This is a genomic window from Paenarthrobacter sp. NPDC089675, assembly GCF_044749185.1.
Taxonomy (GTDB): Bacteria; Actinomycetota; Actinomycetes; order Actinomycetales; family Micrococcaceae; genus Arthrobacter.
In genome coordinates, this window is sequence record NZ_JBIVHM010000003.1 from 17537 (window position 1) to 35014 (window position 17478).

Annotated in this window: 23 protein-coding genes; 21 read left to right on the top strand and 2 right to left on the bottom strand. The window is 65.3% G+C overall.

Annotated features, from left to right (window positions below):
• Positions 1-51 precede the first annotated feature (51 nt).
• Genes ACIPY2_RS07690 through ACIPY2_RS07730 form a run of 9 tightly spaced genes read left to right on the top strand, consistent with a single transcriptional unit; the run spans position 52 to position 6699 of the window.
• Positions 52-393 carry a flagellar basal body rod protein FlgB gene (locus ACIPY2_RS07690; RefSeq protein ID WP_400265784.1) on the top strand — a complete coding sequence of 114 codons (342 nt, stop codon included), beginning with the start codon at positions 52-54 and terminating at the stop codon, positions 391-393.
• Positions 393-785 (top strand): flagellar basal body rod protein FlgC, encoded by a 393-nt coding sequence (locus ACIPY2_RS07695; RefSeq protein ID WP_397323207.1) that lies wholly within the window; start codon positions 393-395, stop codon positions 783-785. The genes ACIPY2_RS07690 and ACIPY2_RS07695 overlap by 1 nt, the downstream gene beginning before the upstream one ends.
• Complete coding sequence (locus tag ACIPY2_RS07700) at positions 785-1084, top strand: flagellar hook-basal body complex protein FliE (RefSeq protein ID WP_400265785.1); 300 nt, start codon at positions 785-787, stop codon at positions 1082-1084. Before ACIPY2_RS07695 ends, ACIPY2_RS07700 begins: the two co-directional genes overlap by 1 nt.
• Positions 1084-2718 carry a flagellar basal-body MS-ring/collar protein FliF gene (gene fliF, locus ACIPY2_RS07705; protein WP_400265786.1) on the top strand — a complete coding sequence of 545 codons (1635 nt, stop codon included), beginning with the start codon at positions 1084-1086 and terminating at the stop codon, positions 2716-2718. The genes ACIPY2_RS07700 and fliF overlap by 1 nt, the downstream gene beginning before the upstream one ends.
• On the top strand, positions 2715-3737 hold the full coding sequence (gene fliG / locus ACIPY2_RS07710) for a flagellar motor switch protein FliG (protein WP_400265787.1): 1023 nt from the start codon (positions 2715-2717) through the stop codon (positions 3735-3737). Before fliF ends, fliG begins: the two co-directional genes overlap by 4 nt.
• Positions 3727-4326, top strand: a complete 600-nt coding sequence (locus ACIPY2_RS07715) for a FliH/SctL family protein (protein WP_400265788.1) — start codon at positions 3727-3729, stop codon at positions 4324-4326. The genes fliG and ACIPY2_RS07715 overlap by 11 nt, the downstream gene beginning before the upstream one ends.
• Complete coding sequence (locus ACIPY2_RS07720; protein WP_400265789.1) at positions 4323-5636, top strand: FliI/YscN family ATPase; 1314 nt, start codon at positions 4323-4325, stop codon at positions 5634-5636. The genes ACIPY2_RS07715 and ACIPY2_RS07720 overlap by 4 nt, the downstream gene beginning before the upstream one ends.
• Positions 5633-6067, top strand: a complete 435-nt coding sequence (locus ACIPY2_RS07725) for a flagellar FliJ family protein (RefSeq protein WP_400265790.1) — start codon at positions 5633-5635, stop codon at positions 6065-6067. The genes ACIPY2_RS07720 and ACIPY2_RS07725 overlap by 4 nt, the downstream gene beginning before the upstream one ends.
• A 2-nt stretch (positions 6068-6069) precedes the next feature.
• Positions 6070-6699, top strand: coding sequence for a C40 family peptidase (locus tag ACIPY2_RS07730; RefSeq protein ID WP_400266210.1), 630 nt, complete (start codon positions 6070-6072; stop codon positions 6697-6699).
• 269 nt (positions 6700-6968) lie between these two features.
• Here ACIPY2_RS07730 and ACIPY2_RS07735 read toward each other — a convergent pair whose 3' ends face one another.
• Positions 6969-7094, bottom strand: a complete 126-nt coding sequence (locus tag ACIPY2_RS07735; RefSeq protein WP_400265791.1) for a hypothetical protein — start codon at positions 7092-7094, stop codon at positions 6969-6971.
• 1062 nt (positions 7095-8156) lie between these two features.
• Between ACIPY2_RS07735 and ACIPY2_RS07740 the strand changes: the two genes are divergently transcribed.
• The 3 genes from ACIPY2_RS07740 to ACIPY2_RS07750 are packed head-to-tail and all read left to right on the top strand — an operon-like array spanning position 8157 to position 10447.
• On the top strand, positions 8157-8816 hold the full coding sequence (locus ACIPY2_RS07740; protein WP_400265792.1) for a flagellar hook-length control protein FliK: 660 nt from the start codon (positions 8157-8159) through the stop codon (positions 8814-8816).
• An 18-nt stretch (positions 8817-8834) separates the two neighbouring features.
• The gene (locus ACIPY2_RS07745) at positions 8835-9245 is read left to right on the top strand and encodes a flagellar hook assembly protein FlgD (protein WP_400265793.1); all 411 of its coding nucleotides are present in this window, start codon (positions 8835-8837) and stop codon (positions 9243-9245) included.
• Between the two features lie 29 nt (positions 9246-9274).
• Positions 9275-10447 carry a flagellar hook protein FlgE gene (locus ACIPY2_RS07750; RefSeq protein ID WP_400265794.1) on the top strand — a complete coding sequence of 391 codons (1173 nt, stop codon included), beginning with the start codon at positions 9275-9277 and terminating at the stop codon, positions 10445-10447.
• On the opposite strand, the gene ACIPY2_RS07755 is transcribed toward ACIPY2_RS07750, so the two are convergent.
• Positions 10444-11076, bottom strand: coding sequence for an RNA polymerase sigma factor (locus ACIPY2_RS07755; RefSeq protein WP_400265795.1), 633 nt, complete (start codon positions 11074-11076; stop codon positions 10444-10446). The two genes, ACIPY2_RS07750 and ACIPY2_RS07755, sit on opposite strands and share 4 nt — an antisense overlap.
• A gap of 96 nt (positions 11077-11172) precedes the next feature.
• Here ACIPY2_RS07755 and ACIPY2_RS07760 point away from each other — a divergent pair, with 96 nt between their 5' ends.
• The 9 genes from ACIPY2_RS07760 (at position 11173) to fliQ (ending at position 17477) form a co-directional block, all read left to right on the top strand.
• Entirely contained in the window at positions 11173-12156 is a 984-nt protein-coding gene (locus ACIPY2_RS07760; RefSeq protein ID WP_400265796.1) for an Lrp/AsnC ligand binding domain-containing protein, read from the top strand.
• A gap of 102 nt (positions 12157-12258) precedes the next feature.
• The gene (locus ACIPY2_RS07765; RefSeq protein ID WP_400265797.1) at positions 12259-12537 is read left to right on the top strand and encodes a flagellar FlbD family protein; all 279 of its coding nucleotides are present in this window, start codon (positions 12259-12261) and stop codon (positions 12535-12537) included.
• A 49-nt stretch (positions 12538-12586) separates the two neighbouring features.
• Complete coding sequence (locus ACIPY2_RS07770; protein WP_400266211.1) at positions 12587-13351, top strand: motility protein A; 765 nt, start codon at positions 12587-12589, stop codon at positions 13349-13351.
• A complete protein-coding gene (locus ACIPY2_RS07775) occupies positions 13348-14169 on the top strand; it encodes a flagellar motor protein MotB (protein WP_400265798.1) in 822 nt (273 codons plus the stop codon). The genes ACIPY2_RS07770 and ACIPY2_RS07775 overlap by 4 nt, the downstream gene beginning before the upstream one ends.
• A gap of 65 nt (positions 14170-14234) precedes the next feature.
• Positions 14235-15131, top strand: a complete 897-nt coding sequence (locus ACIPY2_RS07780; protein WP_400265799.1) for a flagellar motor switch protein FliM — start codon at positions 14235-14237, stop codon at positions 15129-15131.
• Positions 15128-15835 carry a flagellar motor switch protein FliN gene (gene fliN / locus ACIPY2_RS07785; RefSeq protein WP_400265800.1) on the top strand — a complete coding sequence of 236 codons (708 nt, stop codon included), beginning with the start codon at positions 15128-15130 and terminating at the stop codon, positions 15833-15835. Before ACIPY2_RS07780 ends, fliN begins: the two co-directional genes overlap by 4 nt.
• Entirely contained in the window at positions 15836-16339 is a 504-nt protein-coding gene (fliO, locus tag ACIPY2_RS07790) for a flagellar biosynthetic protein FliO (RefSeq protein WP_400265801.1), read from the top strand.
• A gap of 71 nt (positions 16340-16410) precedes the next feature.
• Entirely contained in the window at positions 16411-17202 is a 792-nt protein-coding gene (fliP, locus tag ACIPY2_RS07795) for a flagellar type III secretion system pore protein FliP (RefSeq protein WP_400266212.1), read from the top strand.
• Positions 17202-17477 carry a flagellar biosynthesis protein FliQ gene (gene fliQ, locus ACIPY2_RS07800; protein WP_397323185.1) on the top strand — a complete coding sequence of 92 codons (276 nt, stop codon included), beginning with the start codon at positions 17202-17204 and terminating at the stop codon, positions 17475-17477. The genes fliP and fliQ overlap by 1 nt, the downstream gene beginning before the upstream one ends.
• Position 17478: the final 1 nt, after the last annotated feature.

Sequence of the window (17478 nt, forward strand, 5' to 3'; positions counted from 1 at the left end):
CTCGATGCTTGGCCACGGATTGGCCTCTGAACACCACCCGGTGAGGACTTTGTGCTTGAATCCGTGACTTCCGTCGCCCTGGCCAGCGCCATGGACGCGCTTTCCTTGCGCCAGCGGACCATCGCCAACAACATCGCGAACATCAACACACCCAATTACACGGCCAAAAGGGTCTCCTTCGAAGACCAGTTGGCTGCCTCGGTCAGGTCCGGTGACGGCACCGTGAACGCCACGATCTCGCCCTCTGACGAGCCCACCCGGACGGACGGAAACAACGTCAACCTGGACACGGAAACGCTCTCCAACATCGACACCGTGCTCCGGTACCAGTTCGCCGCGCGGGCGGTCGCGGGTGAGTTCACCTCCCTGCGCACGGCATTGAGGACTAACTGATGACTTTCGACGCAATCGGAATCGCGGGTTCGGCGCTCACCGTGCACCGCAAGTGGCTCGACGCCGTCTCGGACAACCTTGCAAACATGAACAACGCATCCCGCACCGACGGGCAGGTGTTCCGTGCCCGCTACATCGAGGCCGCCGAGGGCAACGACGGCCAAGGCGTGTACGTCAAGAGCACACCTTTGGGAGACGCCACGGGCAGGATCGTCTACCAGCCGGACCACCCCCTGGCCGATGCCAACGGCAACGTGAAGTACCCGGACATCGACCTCGCCGAACAAATGGGCACACTCATCGTGGCCCAGCGCGGTTACCAGGCCAACGCCCAAGTGGTGGACCGGGCCCGGGAAACCTACTTGGCTGCACTCGAGATCGGAAAATCCTGATGTCCGTGGGTCCCATCGAGAGCGTACAAGGCGTCAGCGGAACCGGGTATGTGGGCAGCGCCAAGCCGGCCGGCGCCGGCGGTGACTTTGGCGCGGCCTTGACTGGCGCCGTCGACAATCTGCAATCGCTGCAGTCCACCTCCAAGGAACTTGCCGTGTCAGCGGTGACCGGCAACCTCGATGACATCCACAAAGCAACCCTCGCTTCCACCCGTGCCCAAGTGACGTTTGAGCTGGTGGCGGCCGTGCGCAACAAGGGTGTTGACGCGTTCAACGAGATCATGAGGATGCAGGCCTGATGCCACCGGCTATTACCCAGTTTTTCCGCAGGCTCGGCAGCGGTGTGCAGGCGTTCAGCCCTGCCCAGCGCACGTTGGCGATCCTGGGTGTGGCCGTGCTTGTGCTCGGCGGCGTGGCTCTGACGGCGTGGTTGGGGAAGCCTGCGTACTCGCCGCTGTTCTCCGGCCTGAAGGACACGGACGCGAACAGCATCGTTGAGCAGCTGCGGAAGGACAACATCCCGTACGAGCTCAGCAACGGCGGCTCGACCATCATGGTCCCCGAAGACAAGGTGTACGACGAACGCCTGAAGGCCGCGGCTGCCGGGCTGCCCACTGCCGCCGCCACAGGGTATTCGCTGCTGGACAAATTGGGCGTGACGTCCTCGGAGTTCCAGCAGTCCGTGACGTACAAGCGGGCCCTCGAAGGGGAACTCAGCACCACGATCCAAGCCATGGAAGGCGTCAAACGGGCGGCCGTGCAGCTCGCCATCCCTGAAAAGTCCGTGTTTGTGGCCACGACACCGGAGGCCACGGCTTCCGTGTTCGTGGAAACCCAGCCGGGCACCACCTTGTCCTCGGACAAGGTCCAGGCAATCGTGCACCTGACCTCCGCGGCGATCGAAAACCTCAAGCCCACCAATGTCTCCGTGGTGGACTCCCAAGGCAACGTGCTCTCCACGGTCGGCAGCGGAGCCACGGGCTCTTCGTCCAAGCAGGCAACCGACTACCAGCAGCGGACTTCGGATGCTGTGCGGACAGTGCTGGACAGCGTGGTGGGACCGGGCAACTCCACCGTTGCCGTGGCTGCCGATGTCACCGCGGAATCCGCCCAGCAGCGCAGCGAGACCTTCACCCCGGCCACCAATACCCCGGCCTTGAGCGAGTCCACCAAGACCGAGAAGTACACCGGGACCGGCGGCGGTGCCTCCGGTGTACTGGGACCGGACAACATTGCCGTTCCCGGTGGAACGGGAGCCAACGGCTCCTATGACTCCAGTGACACCACAAAGAACAACGCGGTCAACAAAGTCACCGAGGACCGCACCATCCCCCAAGGTGCAGTCAAGCGGCAAACCATATCCGTGGCCATTAACCAGTCCGCGGCCGGAGGCGTCAATGTGGACTCCGTGCGCGCGCTGGTGACGTCCGCGGCAGGCATCAACACCGCCCGTGGCGACGTGGTCACAGTGGAGGTCCTGCCGTTCAGCACAGCCTCAGCTGACAAGGCCGCCCAAGCGCTCGGGGCTGCCCAGGCCGATGCCGCCGCAGCCAAGGACGCGGCACTCATGAATACGCTGATCATGGCCGGAAGCATCCTGCTTGCTGCGATCGCCCTGATCGTGGCTGTCCTGATCATCCTCAAGCGCCGCCAACAGCGCGAACCCGTGGACCTCGGCGAACGCCTGGACTACGACGCCTTGCCGGAAGCCATCCCCACCCCGGCGATCGGGGGACCGCCCACCACCGCCATTGAACTCACTTCCATCCAGCCGGTGGCCCCGCTGGAGCCCACGCCGGCGCTCCCGCTTCCAGGCTCCGAAGCACTCGACGGCGAACTGAAGCGCGCCCAGATCGAAGCCATGGTAGCCGACAATCCGGCCCGCACCGCCGAGTACCTGCGTGGCCTCATGGATGAAAGGCAGTCGGTGTGAGCCTCCCGGAAGCCTCGGCTTTGAACGGGGTGCAGAAGGTGGCCGTGGTCCTCATGCAGATGAGTCCCGCCAGTGCGGCCTCCGTCATGGCGCAGTTCTCCGAATCGGAGGCCGAGGATATTGCGGCCGAGATCGTTCGGCTCCGCCGCGTCTCCTCGGTTGTTGCAGACCACGTGATCAACGAGTTCCACGGACTGGCCGTTAGCGGCCGCCGTACTGCCCGCGGCGGCCAGGAATTCGCCGTCGGACTTCTTGAAGCGTCTTTCGGCGCGGACAAAGCCGCGGGTTTCATGGACCGCCTTGCCTCAACCATGGCAGGCAAGTCCTTTGAGTTCCTGGAAATGATGGATGCCGGGCAGATCCTGGCCCTGATCGACGGGGAACTCCCACAGACCATCGCCCTGATCCTCGCTCACCTCAGGCCCGGGAAGGCTTCCGCGGTCATGTCCGGCCTGGGCGATGCCCAACGGATCGAGGTTGCGCGCAGCATCGCGACCATGGGGTCGGCGTCCCCGGAAGCGGTGGGCATCGTGGCAGAGACCCTCAAGATCCGTGCGGGCGCCGTCATGTCCCAGCGGAAGACCAACGAAATCGTGGGCGGTATCCAGCCGTTGGTGGACATCATCAACCGTTCCGACGTCAACACTGAGCGCTCCGTCCTGGACGGCCTGGGTACGGTGGATCCGGAGCTCGCCACCGAGGTACGCGCAAGGATGCTCACGTTCGTGGACATCGTGAAGCTGGAGCCGCGCGATATCCAGCAGATCCTCCGCGGCGTCCCTGCGAGCGTCCTGGCCGTGGCGATGAAGGGTGCGCCGCCGGTTGTCCTGGACACGATCCGCGCCAACATGTCCGGCAGGAACCTGGAGATCCTCGAATCCGAGACGGCCGCATCCGGCCCCGTCCGGGCCTCGCAAGTGGAGGAAGCAAGGGCCGAGATCGTGCGCTCCATCCGGGAACTGGAGGCCGAGGGGGCCATCGTGGTGCGGCGCGGAGACGAGGACGACTTTGTCTACTGAGTCCTACACCCCCGTTACTTTTCCCACCCTCCAGTCGGCGGATCCAGCCAAGGACCGGGGCTACACCCAGGGCCACGCAGCCGGATACGCCGCAGGGATGCGGGCCGCGGCAGCCGAGCAGCGCCGCTTGCGGGAACAGTTGCAGGCCGGACACGCGGAAATGCTCGACGCCGGCCGCTCGGCTATCGCCCGGGCCGTCGCCATCCTGGCGGCTGCAAGTGACGCTGCCCATCGCCGCCAGGAGGTGGCCGTGGGCGAGGTCGAGGACGTGCTGGCCTCAAGCGCCTTGGAACTCGCGGAAGCCATCCTCGGCTACGAACTGGCACACGGCGACCGGACGGCTAGGGCAGCCCTGGACCGGGCACTGGGGCAACCCGGCGCCACCGTAACAACCGTTCGCTTGCACCCTGGCGACCTCGCCACCCTGGAGGCCGCCGACGTCGTGCTTCCTGCCGGTGTGGAGCTGAAAGCCGATCCCACGCTCAACCCGGGCGACGCCGTCGGGGAATACCCGCAAGGGTGGATCGACGCAAGGCTCGCTTCCGCGCTGGAGCGGACCCGGCAGGCGCTTCTCGGAGACCAGGCATGAGGGCGTTGGCCACTGCCGTGGCAGCTGCCGCGCCGCAACGTGTTGGCACCGTGACGTCCGTGCTGGGCCTCGGCCTGGAAATCGCCGGACTGGATTGCGCAGTAGGGGAACTGGTCACCGTTGGTGACGGTCCTGAAAAGCTCGACGCCGAGGTGGTCGCCTCCGTGGGCGGGGGAGTGCGTTGCATGCCCCTGGGCCGCCTGGCAGGAATCGCGGCGGGAGCACCGGCACGGGCGGCAGGATCCCCGTTGCTGGCTCCGACCGGGGCGGGTCTGTTTGGCCGGGTGCTGGACGGGCTGGGGAGGCCGATAGACGGGAAGGGGCCGCTGCTCAGTTCCGGCCGGGTGCCGTTGGACCAGGAAGCACCCAACGCCATGCTCCGCGCACGCATCGACACACCGCTCCAGACGGGCGTCCGGGTGATTGACACCCTGACCACCTTCGGCCGAGGGCAGCGGATCGGGCTCTTCGCCGGCTCGGGCGTCGGCAAGTCCTCGCTGCTGTCCATGGTGGCCCGCGGCACCGACGCCCAGGTTTCCGTGATCGCACTCGTGGGCGAGCGTGGCCGTGAAGTCCGCGAGTTCCTCGAAGACGACCTCGGGGCCGAGGGACTGGCCCGGTCCGTGGTTGTGGTCGCTACGTCGGACGAGCCCGCCCTCATGCGGCTCCGTGCTGCCGTGACAGCAACCCGGATCGCGGAGTCGTTCCGCGAAGCCGGGCAGGACGTGGTCCTCATGATGGACTCCCTCACCCGCGTGGCCATGGCACAGCGCGAGATCGGCCTCTCCGCAGGCGAGCCGCCCGCAACCCGCGGGTACCCGCCGTCGACCTTCTCGGTCCTGGCACGGCTCCTGGAACGGGCCGGCACAGCGGAAACCGGCTCCATCACCGGGATCTATACAGTCCTGGTGGACGGCGACGACCACAACGAACCCATCGCCGACGCCGCGCGCTCGATCCTGGACGGCCACGTGGTCCTGGACCGCAAACTGGCTGTGACCGGACACTTCCCGTCCGTTGACGTGCTCGGTTCGGTGTCCCGGGTGGCTTCCAAAGTGAACCCCCCGTCCCGGACCGAGCTCGCCGTCGCGTTGCGTCGGGTCCTTGCCGCGCGTCGGGGAGCGCAGGACCTGATCGACGTCGGCGCGTATCAGCGCGGCAGCAACCCGCTCGTAGACGCAGCGCTGGACAACGAGGCCGCGATCAACCAGTTCCTGCGCCAAAACATGGACTTTTCTTCTGCGTTCGAAGACTCGTGGGCCGCGCTGTCAAGGCTGGCCGCCCTGTTCGGTTCGGAAGGAGCCACGTGAACCGACAATTCTCCCTTGCAGGCCTGCTGAGGCTTCGTCAGGCCGAACAGAAAGCCGCCGAAAGTGGATTGGCTGCGGCGAACATGCGCTCTTCTTCGCTGCGTGAACGCCGGGCCGAGGCACGGACCGCGCTGGGTGAGTCAGCCGATTCGGCCGGTTCCGTTGGGGATTCAGCCACTTTGTTGGCCATCGCCGCCGCACGTGCATCCTCTCAGGGCATGCTCGCCGAACTCGACGCCTTGGCCGCCCTTGCCGAAACCGAGGCGGCCGCCGCCCAGGACGGATACACGGAAGCCAGGCGCCGCGCCGTCGGCCTGGAGAAGCTCGAATCCCGGCACGACGCCGCATTCGTGGCTGCTGAGCTCCGCGCCGAACAAGGTGCCCTGGACGAGATCGCCTCAGCGGGCTGGCACAGGAAGGCCGGCTCGTGAGCATGGTTGAAGCGCTGGGCCGGATCCAGGGCATCCAGGCGTCTTTGCAGCAGTTGGCTGAGCGGTCTGTTTCGTCTGCTGCTGCTTCAGTTTCTACGGCCTCTTCGGTTACCCCGGCGGATTCCTCCGCCTCGTTCGCCTCAGCGCTGAACACGGCGTTGGGGACCTCAGGGGTCCCAGACCTTTCCACGGTGCTCTCCGCCGTCGGAAGTACGACGCCGGTCCAGGCTCCCGCTGCGACCGGCAACACCGGCGGGGGAACCACAGGCGACGCGGTGGTTGCTGCTGCCAAGAAGTACATCGGGGTGCCATATGTATGGGGCGGGACCAACCCGGCCGTAGGCATGGATTGCTCCGGATTTGTGCAGCGGGTATTCAAGGACCTCGGTGTTGAACTGCCTCGCGTGGTGAGCGACCAAATGCAAAAAGGCACTCCCGTGGCCTCCCTGGCCGAGGCGAAGCCAGGTGACCTCCTGGTGAGCTACGGCGGCGAACACATCTCCATCTACCTGGGCAACGGCAAGGCCATCGATGCCCCTGTGCCCGGGCAGACCATCCAGATCCGCGATGCGTGGGAGAAGTACTCCAACCTCACGTCCATCCGCAGGATCGTCCCGGCCGGGGGTGCTTGATGCAGGTGGGTTCCTTTCCTGGCGGCAGGCCTGCCGGAGCTGGTAAGGCATTTGCCGGATTGGCGGATGTTGGTGGTACGTCCGCTGGTTTGGCTGGTTTGGCTGGTTCTGCAGGTTCTGCAGGTTCGGCTGGTTTGGCTGGTTCTGCAGGTTCGGCTGGTTTTGCAGGGGGAGATTTCGACGTGCTCCTTGGCGGGATGCTTGGCACCTCGACGGCGCGCTTTGTTGGAACCCCGCCGGGTGTGGGATTGTCTCCCACACCCGCCCCTTCAGAGGATTCCCTGCTTGATGGTGCCCTGCCTGGTGATTCCGTGCTTGGTGGTGCCCGGCTTGGTGGTCGGTTCGTGACGTCCAAGGCACCGGAAGCCATCCCCGTGGACGGCGCGTCGGCTCATTCGGCGACGCCCCCTCGCCAGGACCCCGTGGGCCCATCGGTGCTGGCGCAGGGTAGGGGCTTAGGGCGGCCCAACCCTGGTGACTTTGCTGAAGCAAACCGCGCTGACCTTTTTGGGGCCAACCCCGTTGACTCGCCGACTGCCTGGGCTCAGGGTTTTGTCATCTCGGGGAGCGGGCTATCCGGTGAAGCTCCTTCCAATCAAGTGCTCTCAGCTTCGGGGTCACCGGCCCTGGCGGAGGCGGAGGCGGAGGTTGCGGTGCGAATTGCGACGTCCGCACCGCGTGATCTGCAGCAAGGCAACGGGATCGCGGCTGGAACGGACCACGGCGAGTTCCTGGACCCGCTGGCCTGCCCGGCTTTGACGGACCGTTTCGACGGATCGCTGCCCGTTCGACGCCTCCAGACGTCTAACGCGCAGGAAGTCGTCGAAACGGAGGGGCTCGCACCTGGCGGCACACTCGTACCTGGCGGCGCGCCCGCGGTTGCCTCACAGCCAGGTTCGGGCGCGGTCTCTGCCTCCGTGGGGAATCCCGGGGCCGGCTTGGCCGGTGTTGCCCCCATGCCCACGAACCCCCAAAACGGGGGAGCGCTGCCAGATAGGCCGTTGGCACGGCCTGATCTGCAGCCACGCCCCGGAATGGGCGTAGCTTCCGCCGTCGGGGTAGCTAATGGAGCCGGGAGGAATCCGGGGTCCGGGTCAGCATCCGCAGCCGTGGGGAATCCGGGGTCCGGGTCTGGGGTTGCTGCCCTGGCTGGACCACGCTCGGACATCCTGGGCACAACGAACCCCCAAAACGGGGGAGCGCTGCCGGATAGGCCGTTGGCACGGCCTGATCTGCAGCCGGACCCCGGTATGGGCGTAGCTTCCGCCGCCGGGTCTGCCACTGCAGCCGCGGGGAATCCGGGGTCCGGGGCAGCTCCTGCAGCCGTGGGGAATCCGGGGGCCAGCGCGCCAAGTGTTGCCCCGGGGCCCACGAACCCCCAAAACGCGGGAGCGCTGCCGGATAGGCCGTTGGCACGGCCTGATCTGCAGCGAAACCCCGGAATGGCGGGTGTCCAGGTGGCTAACCCCGCACCCTCAGCCAACCCCGGCCCGGGTGTCCCGCAGCCGACCCCAACGGGAGCCGACGCAGCCGCACAAGCGACCGTCGTCGTCGTGCCTCCGGCCCAGCTGCAGGCAGGCACCCAAGCCGCACTGGCCCAACCGGCATCACCCGCCCACCATCAACCCCTCGCCCAGCAACTGGCACAACCGTTGTTCGTGTTGGCCTCGGCGAAACCCGGGGAGCACGTGATGACGCTGCGGGTATCGCCGGAGGACTTGGGCCCGTTGACGGTGCGTGCCCATATTGACGGCGCAGGCGTACGGATCGAGCTGTTCGCGGCCGGGGATGCGGGACGGGAGGCGGTCCGCCACGTGCTGCCCGAACTCAGGCGGGGGCTGGAGGACACCGGCGCGAGCTTGAGCCTGTCCTCGCAGGACAGCCCTCGGAACGCGTCGCAGGACAATCCGCGGAATACTTCGCAGCAGCAGCACCCCCACCACGGTGCCCAGGACACAGGCACCCGGCACGGCAGCCAGGGGGAAGCGAGAAGGCCCGTCACTGAGCATGGCAACGATCCGAGGCCGGCAGCACCACCGCGGGCCGTAAACGGAGCAAGCGAAGCAGCCGAAGCAAGCGAAGCACCCACCACCAGCCGGCTCGACGTCCTCGTCTGAAGCAAAGGAGAGAACAGCGTGACCATCCAGGCCATACCCAGCGCGGTACAAGCGAACACCGCAACCCCAAAGCGGACCCCCGCCCAGACCATGGATTCGGAGGTCTTCATGCACCTCCTGGTAACGCAGTTGAGGTACCAGGATCCCAGCGCGCCCATGGATACCAACCAGATGATGAGCCAGTCGGTGCAATTGTCCATGATGGAGAAAATGACCGAGCTCACCGCTGGTTCCAAGGAGAGTTTCTCGCTCCAGATGCGCACTGCAGCCGCGCAAATCATCGGCACCAACGTGTCCTACGCGCTCGCCGACGGAACCAAGGGCGAGGGGAAGGCAACCGCCGTCTCCTTCGACGACGGCGTTCCGCTGGTCAGCATCGGTGACAAGAAGGTCCCACTCGACAGCATCACCGGCATCACCGCCGCCTGAAAACACAGACCCCGAAGAAAGGCAACACCATGCTCCGTTCGCTGTACTCCGGAATTTCCGGTCTCCGCGCCCACCAGACCATGCTCGACGTCACTGGCAACAACATCGCCAACGTCAACACCACGGGCTTCAAGTCGTCGTCGGCGCAGTTCCAGGACACGTTGTCGCAACTGAGCCAAGGTGCCGCGGCGCCCCAGGCAGCGACGGGTGGTTCCAACCCGGCACAGGTGGGTCTCGGTGTCCGGGTGGCGGGGGTCAGTACCAACTTCGGCCAGGGGTCGTCGCAGAGCACCGGCCGGGGTACGGACCTCATGATCTCGGGCCAGGGCTTCTTCGTCACGGAGAAGGGAACCCAGCAGTTCTACACCCGTGCGGGCAACTTCCAACTGGACGCCGGGGGCCGCTTGGTGAGTCCCGACGGCGGCATCCTCCAAGGCTGGTCGGCCACCAACGGTGCGGTGAACCTGGGCGGAGCCACCGGTCCCATCACGTTGTCCCCGAACACCACTGCCGCTGCCGTGGCAACCAGTTCTGCCACACTGGGCGGGAACCTGCCCTCCGACGCTGCCGTTGGAACCACGCTGGAACGCCAGGTCAAGGTCTTCGACGGCAACGGAGCAGAGCGGGCCCTCACACTGACGTTCAGCCGTACCAACACCGGCTGGAGCGTCGCGGGTGCGGACGCAAACGGCGCCACGGGCTCGGGTGCGCTGACCTTCACCAACGGCGCCCTGACCTCCGGCGGTTCATTGAACGTTGGCGGAATCAACGTGAACCTGGGCGCCGTCACTGGGTTTGCCCAGATGAGCACCCTCACTGTGACGGGACAAAACGGTGCCGAAGCCGGAAAGCTCGAGTCCTTCACCTTGGCTGCTGACGGTTCGCTCGTGGGCGCGTTCAGCAATGGCAGCACCCAGGTCCTGGCCCGCGTTGCGCTGGCGCGGTTCACCAACACCGAAGGCCTGGAGAAGGCTGGCGGTTCGGCGTACATCGCCACGGCCAACTCCGGCGCAGCCCAGCTGGGCGTCCCCGGCGACGCGGGACTTGGTTCCCTGAGCTCGGGGTCCTTGGAAATGTCCAACGTTGACCTGTCCCAGGAGTTCACCAACCTGATCGTGGCCCAGCGCGGATTCCAGGCGAACGCCCGCATCATCACTACCTCGGACGAGGTCCTGCAGGAATTGAGCAACCTGAAGCGCTAGTCTCCGGTGGCCTTCGCCGGCCGGTTGTCAGGCCGGCGAAGACCCGGGGGAGCAGGAAAGTTTTCACGGTCCTCCCACAGGTAGGCAAGGCGCAGACCCTTCCTGGCACGGACCAGGAGCGAGGCCACACCGTTGGCGCCTACATTGACGTACGCTGCGGCTTCGGCATGCGCCATGCCTTGGATGTCCACGCAGCGAAGGACGGTCTGCCAACGCGGCGGAAGCGATTCGAAGGCCCGCGTCATAGTGGAGGGTTCAAGGTCCGGCAGTTGCCCGATGCCTGCCGGTTCCAAGGCGCGGTCGTGGGCAAGGCGTGCCAGACGCCGTGCCCGGGTGTTGCGCCGGTGGGCCATGCGCCGGGTCACTGTCAGCAGATAGGACCTGAAATGTTGGTCGGGCCCTTTTCCCGCGCACAGGCTGGCAAGTATGGACAGGAAGGCCTCCGCTGCGATGTCCTCGGCATCGCTGGCATTGTCCGATTCCCGGCGGGCCATGTATTCGGCCGCCCTCTTGTGCCGCCGGAACAGTTCCTCGAATGCTTCCGGCCTTCCGTCACGGACAAGCATTATCAGTTCCTGGTCGCTGCGGGTGCCGACGTCAGCGGCAGCCGCCGTCAGCTGGTTCCCCATTGTGCTCCTTTCAAAGTGGCTTAGGCGGGGCCAAACCTAGGCGGCGCATGATTGAATTCACGGAAAACGCAGGAAATCGAGTTAAGCCGGCCGCGCATGCAGGATTTTGAGTTTGAGGAGCGTGATCTGCGGCTGTTGCACGCCCTCCAGGTACGGCCGCGGGCTCCGTGGACGGCCTTGGCTCCGGTGGTCGGCGCAGATGCTGTCACCTTGGCGCGCAGATGGAATGTCCTCCAGGAAACCGGCTTGGCGTGGACGACGTCGTACCGTGGTGCCGGAGCGCGCTTTGTCGGGGCAATCGTCGAGATCCAGTGTGTGCCGTCAAGCACCGCCGCTGTGGTGGTGGATCTGGCGCGGGATCGGCAGGTGGTCTCAATAGACCAGACGGCGGGAGACCGGGACCTGGTGGTTACGGTTCTCTGCGGGACCGACGACGAGCTGTCGCGTTTCCTGGTGGATCGGATTCCGATGGTGCCGGGGATCACCAGCACCCGTACCCATCGCGTGATCAACCTGGTAGCCGACGCGCAAAGGTGGCGGCTGAGGTCCTTGGGGGTTGAGGAGGTGTCGGCCTTGGAGAGGGCCGTCCCGGCACCGTTCCCCACCAAATCGAGCCTGCCGGAGAAGGCGGAGGAGGATCTGGTCCGGTTTCTCCTGATGGACGGACGGACCTCGGTGGCTGATCTTGCCCACTTGCTCCAGGTAAGTCCGTCCCGGGCAAAGAGCGCCCTCTTGCACGTCCTTGGTTCCAGGAAGGTGGTGGTGCGGCTCGAGATCGCCCGGACCTTCTCGCCGTGGCCGGTCAGTGTTTGGTATTTCATGCGTGCGCCGGCGTCGAAGGTCGAGGTTGTCGCCGCCAGCCTGGCCCGATTGGATGAGGCACGGCTCGTGGTCACCACGGGAAGCACGTACTCACTGGTGCTCGCGGTGTGGCTTCGCCGCGTTGAGGACATGGCGCTGCTTGAACGGCAGCTGAACCAGCGGTTCCCTTTTGTCGAAATCGTGGACCGTTCCATTGTGCTGCGCAGTCCCAAACACGTGGGCAAGCGCCTGGATCCGGACGGACGCAGGATCGTCTAGTCGGCACCCGCCGTCGCAGGTTTCCCCATGGGCCCCTAACGCCGCGCAGCTTTCGGCCGACAGTAGGGACTACAGCCGCCCCAAGCCAAAGCAGAACAGCACATGATCATCGTCACCCGCCTCAACGGCACACGTTTTGCCGTGAACCCGGACATCCTGGAACGGATCCATGAGAGTCCGGATACCCATTTGGTGACCCTCGACGGCGCCGCCTATGTGGTTCGTGAATCGCTGGTGGAAGTGGTGGAACTGATTGCGGAGTACAGGGCAAGCGTGCTGCGGCGGGCCCAGGACCTCCCGCGGGTCTCCGGGTACCCGCTAAGCCTGGTGCCCCCGGCGGAAGAAGAACCGCACAATCCCGACCCCAGAAACGGAAGGTAGCCCCGTGACAATCATCGGCCTGCTGCTCGCCTTTGCCTCCGTGGTGGTCATGGTCACCCTGGAACACGCCAACCTGATGTCCCTGCTCCTGCCGGCGCCCATGGTGCTGGTGTTCGGGGCCACCATCGCCGTGGGGTTGGCCGGCAATACGCTTCCGGACGTCATCCAGTCCTTCAAACAGGTCCCGAAGGTCTTCATGGGCAAGCCCGCCAAGGCCAGTGCGAGCATCGATGAGCTGGTGCGTTTGGCGGAGAAGGCCCGCAGCGAGGGTTTGCTGTCCTTGGAAGAGGAAGCCAACAACGCCAAGGATCCGTTCCTTGCACGTTCGCTGCAGAACATCGCCGACGGCACGGACGCCGAGGAACTCCGCCTCCTCATGGAGGACGAGATCGATACCCGCATGCGCGCGGACCACGTCGCGTCCAAGTTCTTCGCTGCCCTGGGCGGTTACGCGCCCACCATCGGCATCATTGGTACCGTGGTCTCCCTGACCCATGTGCTGGAGAACCTGTCTTCCCCGGACCACCTGGGGCCGATGATCGCTGCGGCCTTTGTTGCCACTTTGTGGGGCCTGCTGTCCGCGAACTTCATTTGGCTCCCGATCAGCTCCAAGCTCAAGCGACTGTCTGAGCTGGAGGTGGAGCGGATGAACCTCCTCATGGAAGGCCTGCTCGCGGTGCAGAGCGGTACCCAGCCGCTGCTTTTGGCTGAGCGCTTGCGCGCGATGGTCCCGGCCGACCCCAAGTCCAAGGGGAACAAGAAAGCGGACGACGGCGGCAAGACCGGCAAGCTCACAGCGTCCAGGGCAGCATGAGGTCGCGCAGGAAACGCGGGGCCAAGCTCGAAGAGCACCACGTCGATGAGCGTTGGATGGCCTCCTACATGGACATGGTCACGGTGCTCATGTGCATGTTCATCGTGCTTTTCGCTATGTCTTCGGTGGACCAGATCAAGTTCGAGAAGCTGCGCAATTCCCTGGCCACGGGCTTCGGCACCGAGATCAGCCAGAAAGTGGACACCGCCAGCGGTGTCGTGGTCCCGGGCGACCTGACCACAGCCAAAGGGGAAGGCTTTTCTCCACTGGATCTGGCGACGCAGGAAGTCAACAAGCTGACTGCCCTGCAGGGTGCCATGCAGACCAAGCTCCAGTCGATGGGCTTGGACAAGAACGTGGAGTTCGTTGTGGGGGAGCGCGGCCTGACGGTGAAACTCGTTGGTTCGCAGACTTTTTTCCAGCCTGACATGCCTGATTTGACGCCCAAGGCCGTGGAGATCCTCAAGGCCATCGCTCCCACGGTGGTTGGTTCAGGCCTGGAAGTGATGATCGAGGGCCACGCAGCCAAGGGCTACACCGCCTACGCGTCAACGTGGGAACTTTCCGCGGCAAGATCGGTGAACGTCCTGCGCTTCTTCGTGGACCAATCCGGAATGCCGGCGGCCAAGATCGGGGCGGTTGCGTTCGGCTCTGCCAGGCAAGTCACGGACGACTCCACAGAAGAACTGATGGAGTTGAACCGCCGGGTGGACGTGGTCCTGGTTTCGGACCGACCGGAGGACATCCGTGCGCTCATTCCGCAAGCCGTAGAGCAGCAGACCCACGATTCGGCGGCTGCTGCGAAGGCGGCAAAGTAGTCTGCGCAGAAAACCGCGTGATAAATAGCCTTACGCCCGCAACTTAGAGGCCGATAGTGCCGTCCGTGGGAGAACAGGAAGATCGCGCGGCGGCACGGCAACGCACCGTGGACGTCTACGATTTCCGCAGGCCCACCACCCTGCCACGCCAGCACAGCCGTGTCCTGGAAGTGGCTTTCGAGACGTTCGCCCGCCAGTGGGGCACCCAACTCACGGCCAAGGTCCGGCTGAAATCCACCGCCACCCTTGAGCAGTTGAGCATGCAGAGCTACGACGAGTACTCCGCTTCCTTGCCGTCGGTGACTTCCATGGTGCTGTGCCGGGTGGAGGACAGCGAGTCCAGGCTCGTTATCCAGTTTCCCGCCACCGCCGCCCTGGCGTGGCTCAGCCGGATGCTGGGCGGGTCCGCGGACACGGTGGCCCCCGAACGCAAGTTCACGCAGATCGAGCATGCCCTGATCAGCCGCATGGTTGAGGAAGTCCTCGAGGACCTGAAGTACTCCCTCGGCAACCTCCTCACCCAGTCCGTAACCATGGACGGCATCCAGTACAACTCCCAGTTCGCCCAGGCCGCCGCACCGTCCGAACTCATGATCGTGGCCACTTTCAGCGTGAACGTGGGCGAGACCCAATGCGCTTCCACGTTGGCCATTCCCGCGGATGTGCTCCTGTCCAGGCTCGGCGACGTGAATCCCACCGTCCACAGCGTTGACAATGAGGCGCTCGTCCGGACGCAGCTCGCCCAGGTTCCGGTCGACGTCGCTATCCAGCTGACCCCCGCGCAGGTGACTCCCGCGCAGATCCTTGCACTCGCCGTCGGCGATGTCCTGCCGCTGCCGCACCTGGAAAACCGTCCGTTCGACGTCACCATCAACGGCACCCGCCTGGCCACAGCGGCCGCCGCCCGGCACGGTTCGCGCGCCGCTGCCGTCATTGTCACAACCGAGGAGCACCAGAGATGAGCATCACCTTGACCCTGCAGGAAGCGGCAGCCGAGCGCCTGGCGCAGCACCTGCCCGCGTCGGCGATGCTGACCGTGGCCGGCATCGTCCCGGCCGAGGTTGCCGCGCCCTATGCCTCTCCGGCGGTGACGGCCACTTTCGTGGGCGCGTCGACGGCGGATTTCGCCCTGCTGCTGGTGGACACCTCGTTCCTCGCCGCTGCTGGAGGCGCAGTCGCCGGGGCGCAGTTCTCCGCCGGTGACGTCCTGCGTCCTGCCCTGGAGCAAGCCGCATCAGCGTTCGATGCCGGCGTGCTGGGTGAATTGCGCGAGGAGGACGCCGCCGGGCTGCTTCAGGACCCGGCCACGGTTGTATTTGAGCTTAACGACGGCGCTGCTCCGTTCGGGTGGTTCGCCGTCCGCGTGCGGGATAACGACGCCGGTCCCTCCCGCGGCGCTCAGGACGCTGACATGGCCGCGCGCCTAGGCCTCATCAGCAACGTTGAGATGGCGTTGACGGTGGAGATCGGACGCACCCGGATGTCGGTGCGCGATGCCTTGGCGCTGGAACCGGGCAAGGTGATCGAACTTGACCGCTCTGCCGGCGCGCCGGCAGACGTCTTGCTCAACGGACGCCTGATTGCCCATGGCGAGGTTGTGGTGGTGGATCAGGACTACGCCGTCCGGATCACCCGCATCCTGGACGGGGCAGAGGGCACGTTGTAAATGGATTCCTTCATCCTCGGGCTGCGCGTGGTGGTGGCCCTCGGTGCCGTGCTGGGCGTGATCTGGCTCCTCCAGCGCCGCCTCGGCAAGGGCAAGGGCCGGCGTCGTGCGGATTCCACGCTGAGTGTGGTGAGCCGGCAAGCCGTGGGCCAAAAGGCTTCGGTTGTGGTGGTGGACGCCGGTGACAAGCGCTTCCTTCTTGGAGTGACTGAGCATAACGTCACCGTCCTCCACACGAGCGACGCCCCCGTGGTCCCTGCGGAAATCGTTGAACCCCTCCAGCCGCAGATGGTCGAGGAACAAAGCTTCGCGCAGTTGTTCCGCCAGGCTTCCGGGGAATCCGTGCCCCGGAATGAGCTGGTCACGGGCCAGATTCCCGTGGTCCGTCGCCGGGCCGAGCTGCATCGTCGGACACCGGCGCAGGCACATCCGCTCCACGGCTCCATACTCTCCGCTTCCACTTGGCGCCAGGCGTCCGATGCCTTCAGGGGACGCCGCAATTGATCCGTTCCGCTGGTCCCGGCTCGCCGGGACTGCCCTCCTTCACGTCCCGGGCTTCCCGGGCGTGGCTTGCGATGCTGTGGGTCCTCCTGATCACGGCTGTTTTGCTGTGGCTGGGCACGGCGGTGGCGCACGCAGCACCGATCGACCCCACCGCGCCCACGCCGCCCACCCCTCCGGCTGCTCCGGAATCCGGCGGCAATGTCAGCATCAACATCAATGGCCTGGACGGGGCTCCGTCGTCGGCCGTGGTGACGCTTATCGGGATCACGCTGTTGTCCGTGGCTCCGGCGCTGTTGCTGATGATGACGTCCTTCACCAAGATCTTCGTGGTGCTGGCCATGACCCGGAATGCGCTGTCCCTCCCTGCCATTCCGCCCAACCAGGTCCTCGCAGGGCTGGCCCTGTTCCTGTCCCTCTTCGTCATGTGGCCCGTTGTTTCGGATATCAACACAGTGGCCGTGCAGCCGTACCTGAACGGTGGCGTGGACTTCAACGGAGCCATGTCCGCCGGGTGGACGCCGCTGCAGCACTTCATGCTGGCTCATACACGCGAAGAGGACATCGCGCTGATGACGCGGGCTGCCAACATGCAGAACCCGGCCAACCCTGAAGCCGTACCGCTGCAGACCCTTGTTCCGGCGTTCATGATCTCGGAACTGAGGGCCGCGTTCATCATCGGTTTCGTCATCTTCATTCCGTTCCTGGTGATCGACCTCGTGGTCTCCGCGGCCCTGATGTCCATGGGCATGATGATGCTTCCGCCGGTGATGATTTCGCTGCCGTTCAAGATTCTCCTGTTCGTCCTGGTTGACGGCTGGGGATTGGTGATCACGTCGCTGATCCAGAGCTATTCGAGCGGCTGATGGATACCAACGCAGTCCTGGACATTTGCCTCCAGGCCATGATTGTCGCCGCCAAGCTGGCCGCTCCCACGTTGGTCACCGCCTTGGTGGTGGGCTTGGCGATTTCACTCCTGCAGTCCATTACGCAGTTGCAGGAAGCCACGCTGTCCTTCGTCCCGAAAGCCGTGGCCGTAGCCATTGCCCTGGTGGTGTGCGGCCACTGGATGATCTCCGAGATGGTCACCTTCACCAACGAGCTCTTCGCCCGTATTCCCGGTCTGATCGGTGGCGCGTGAG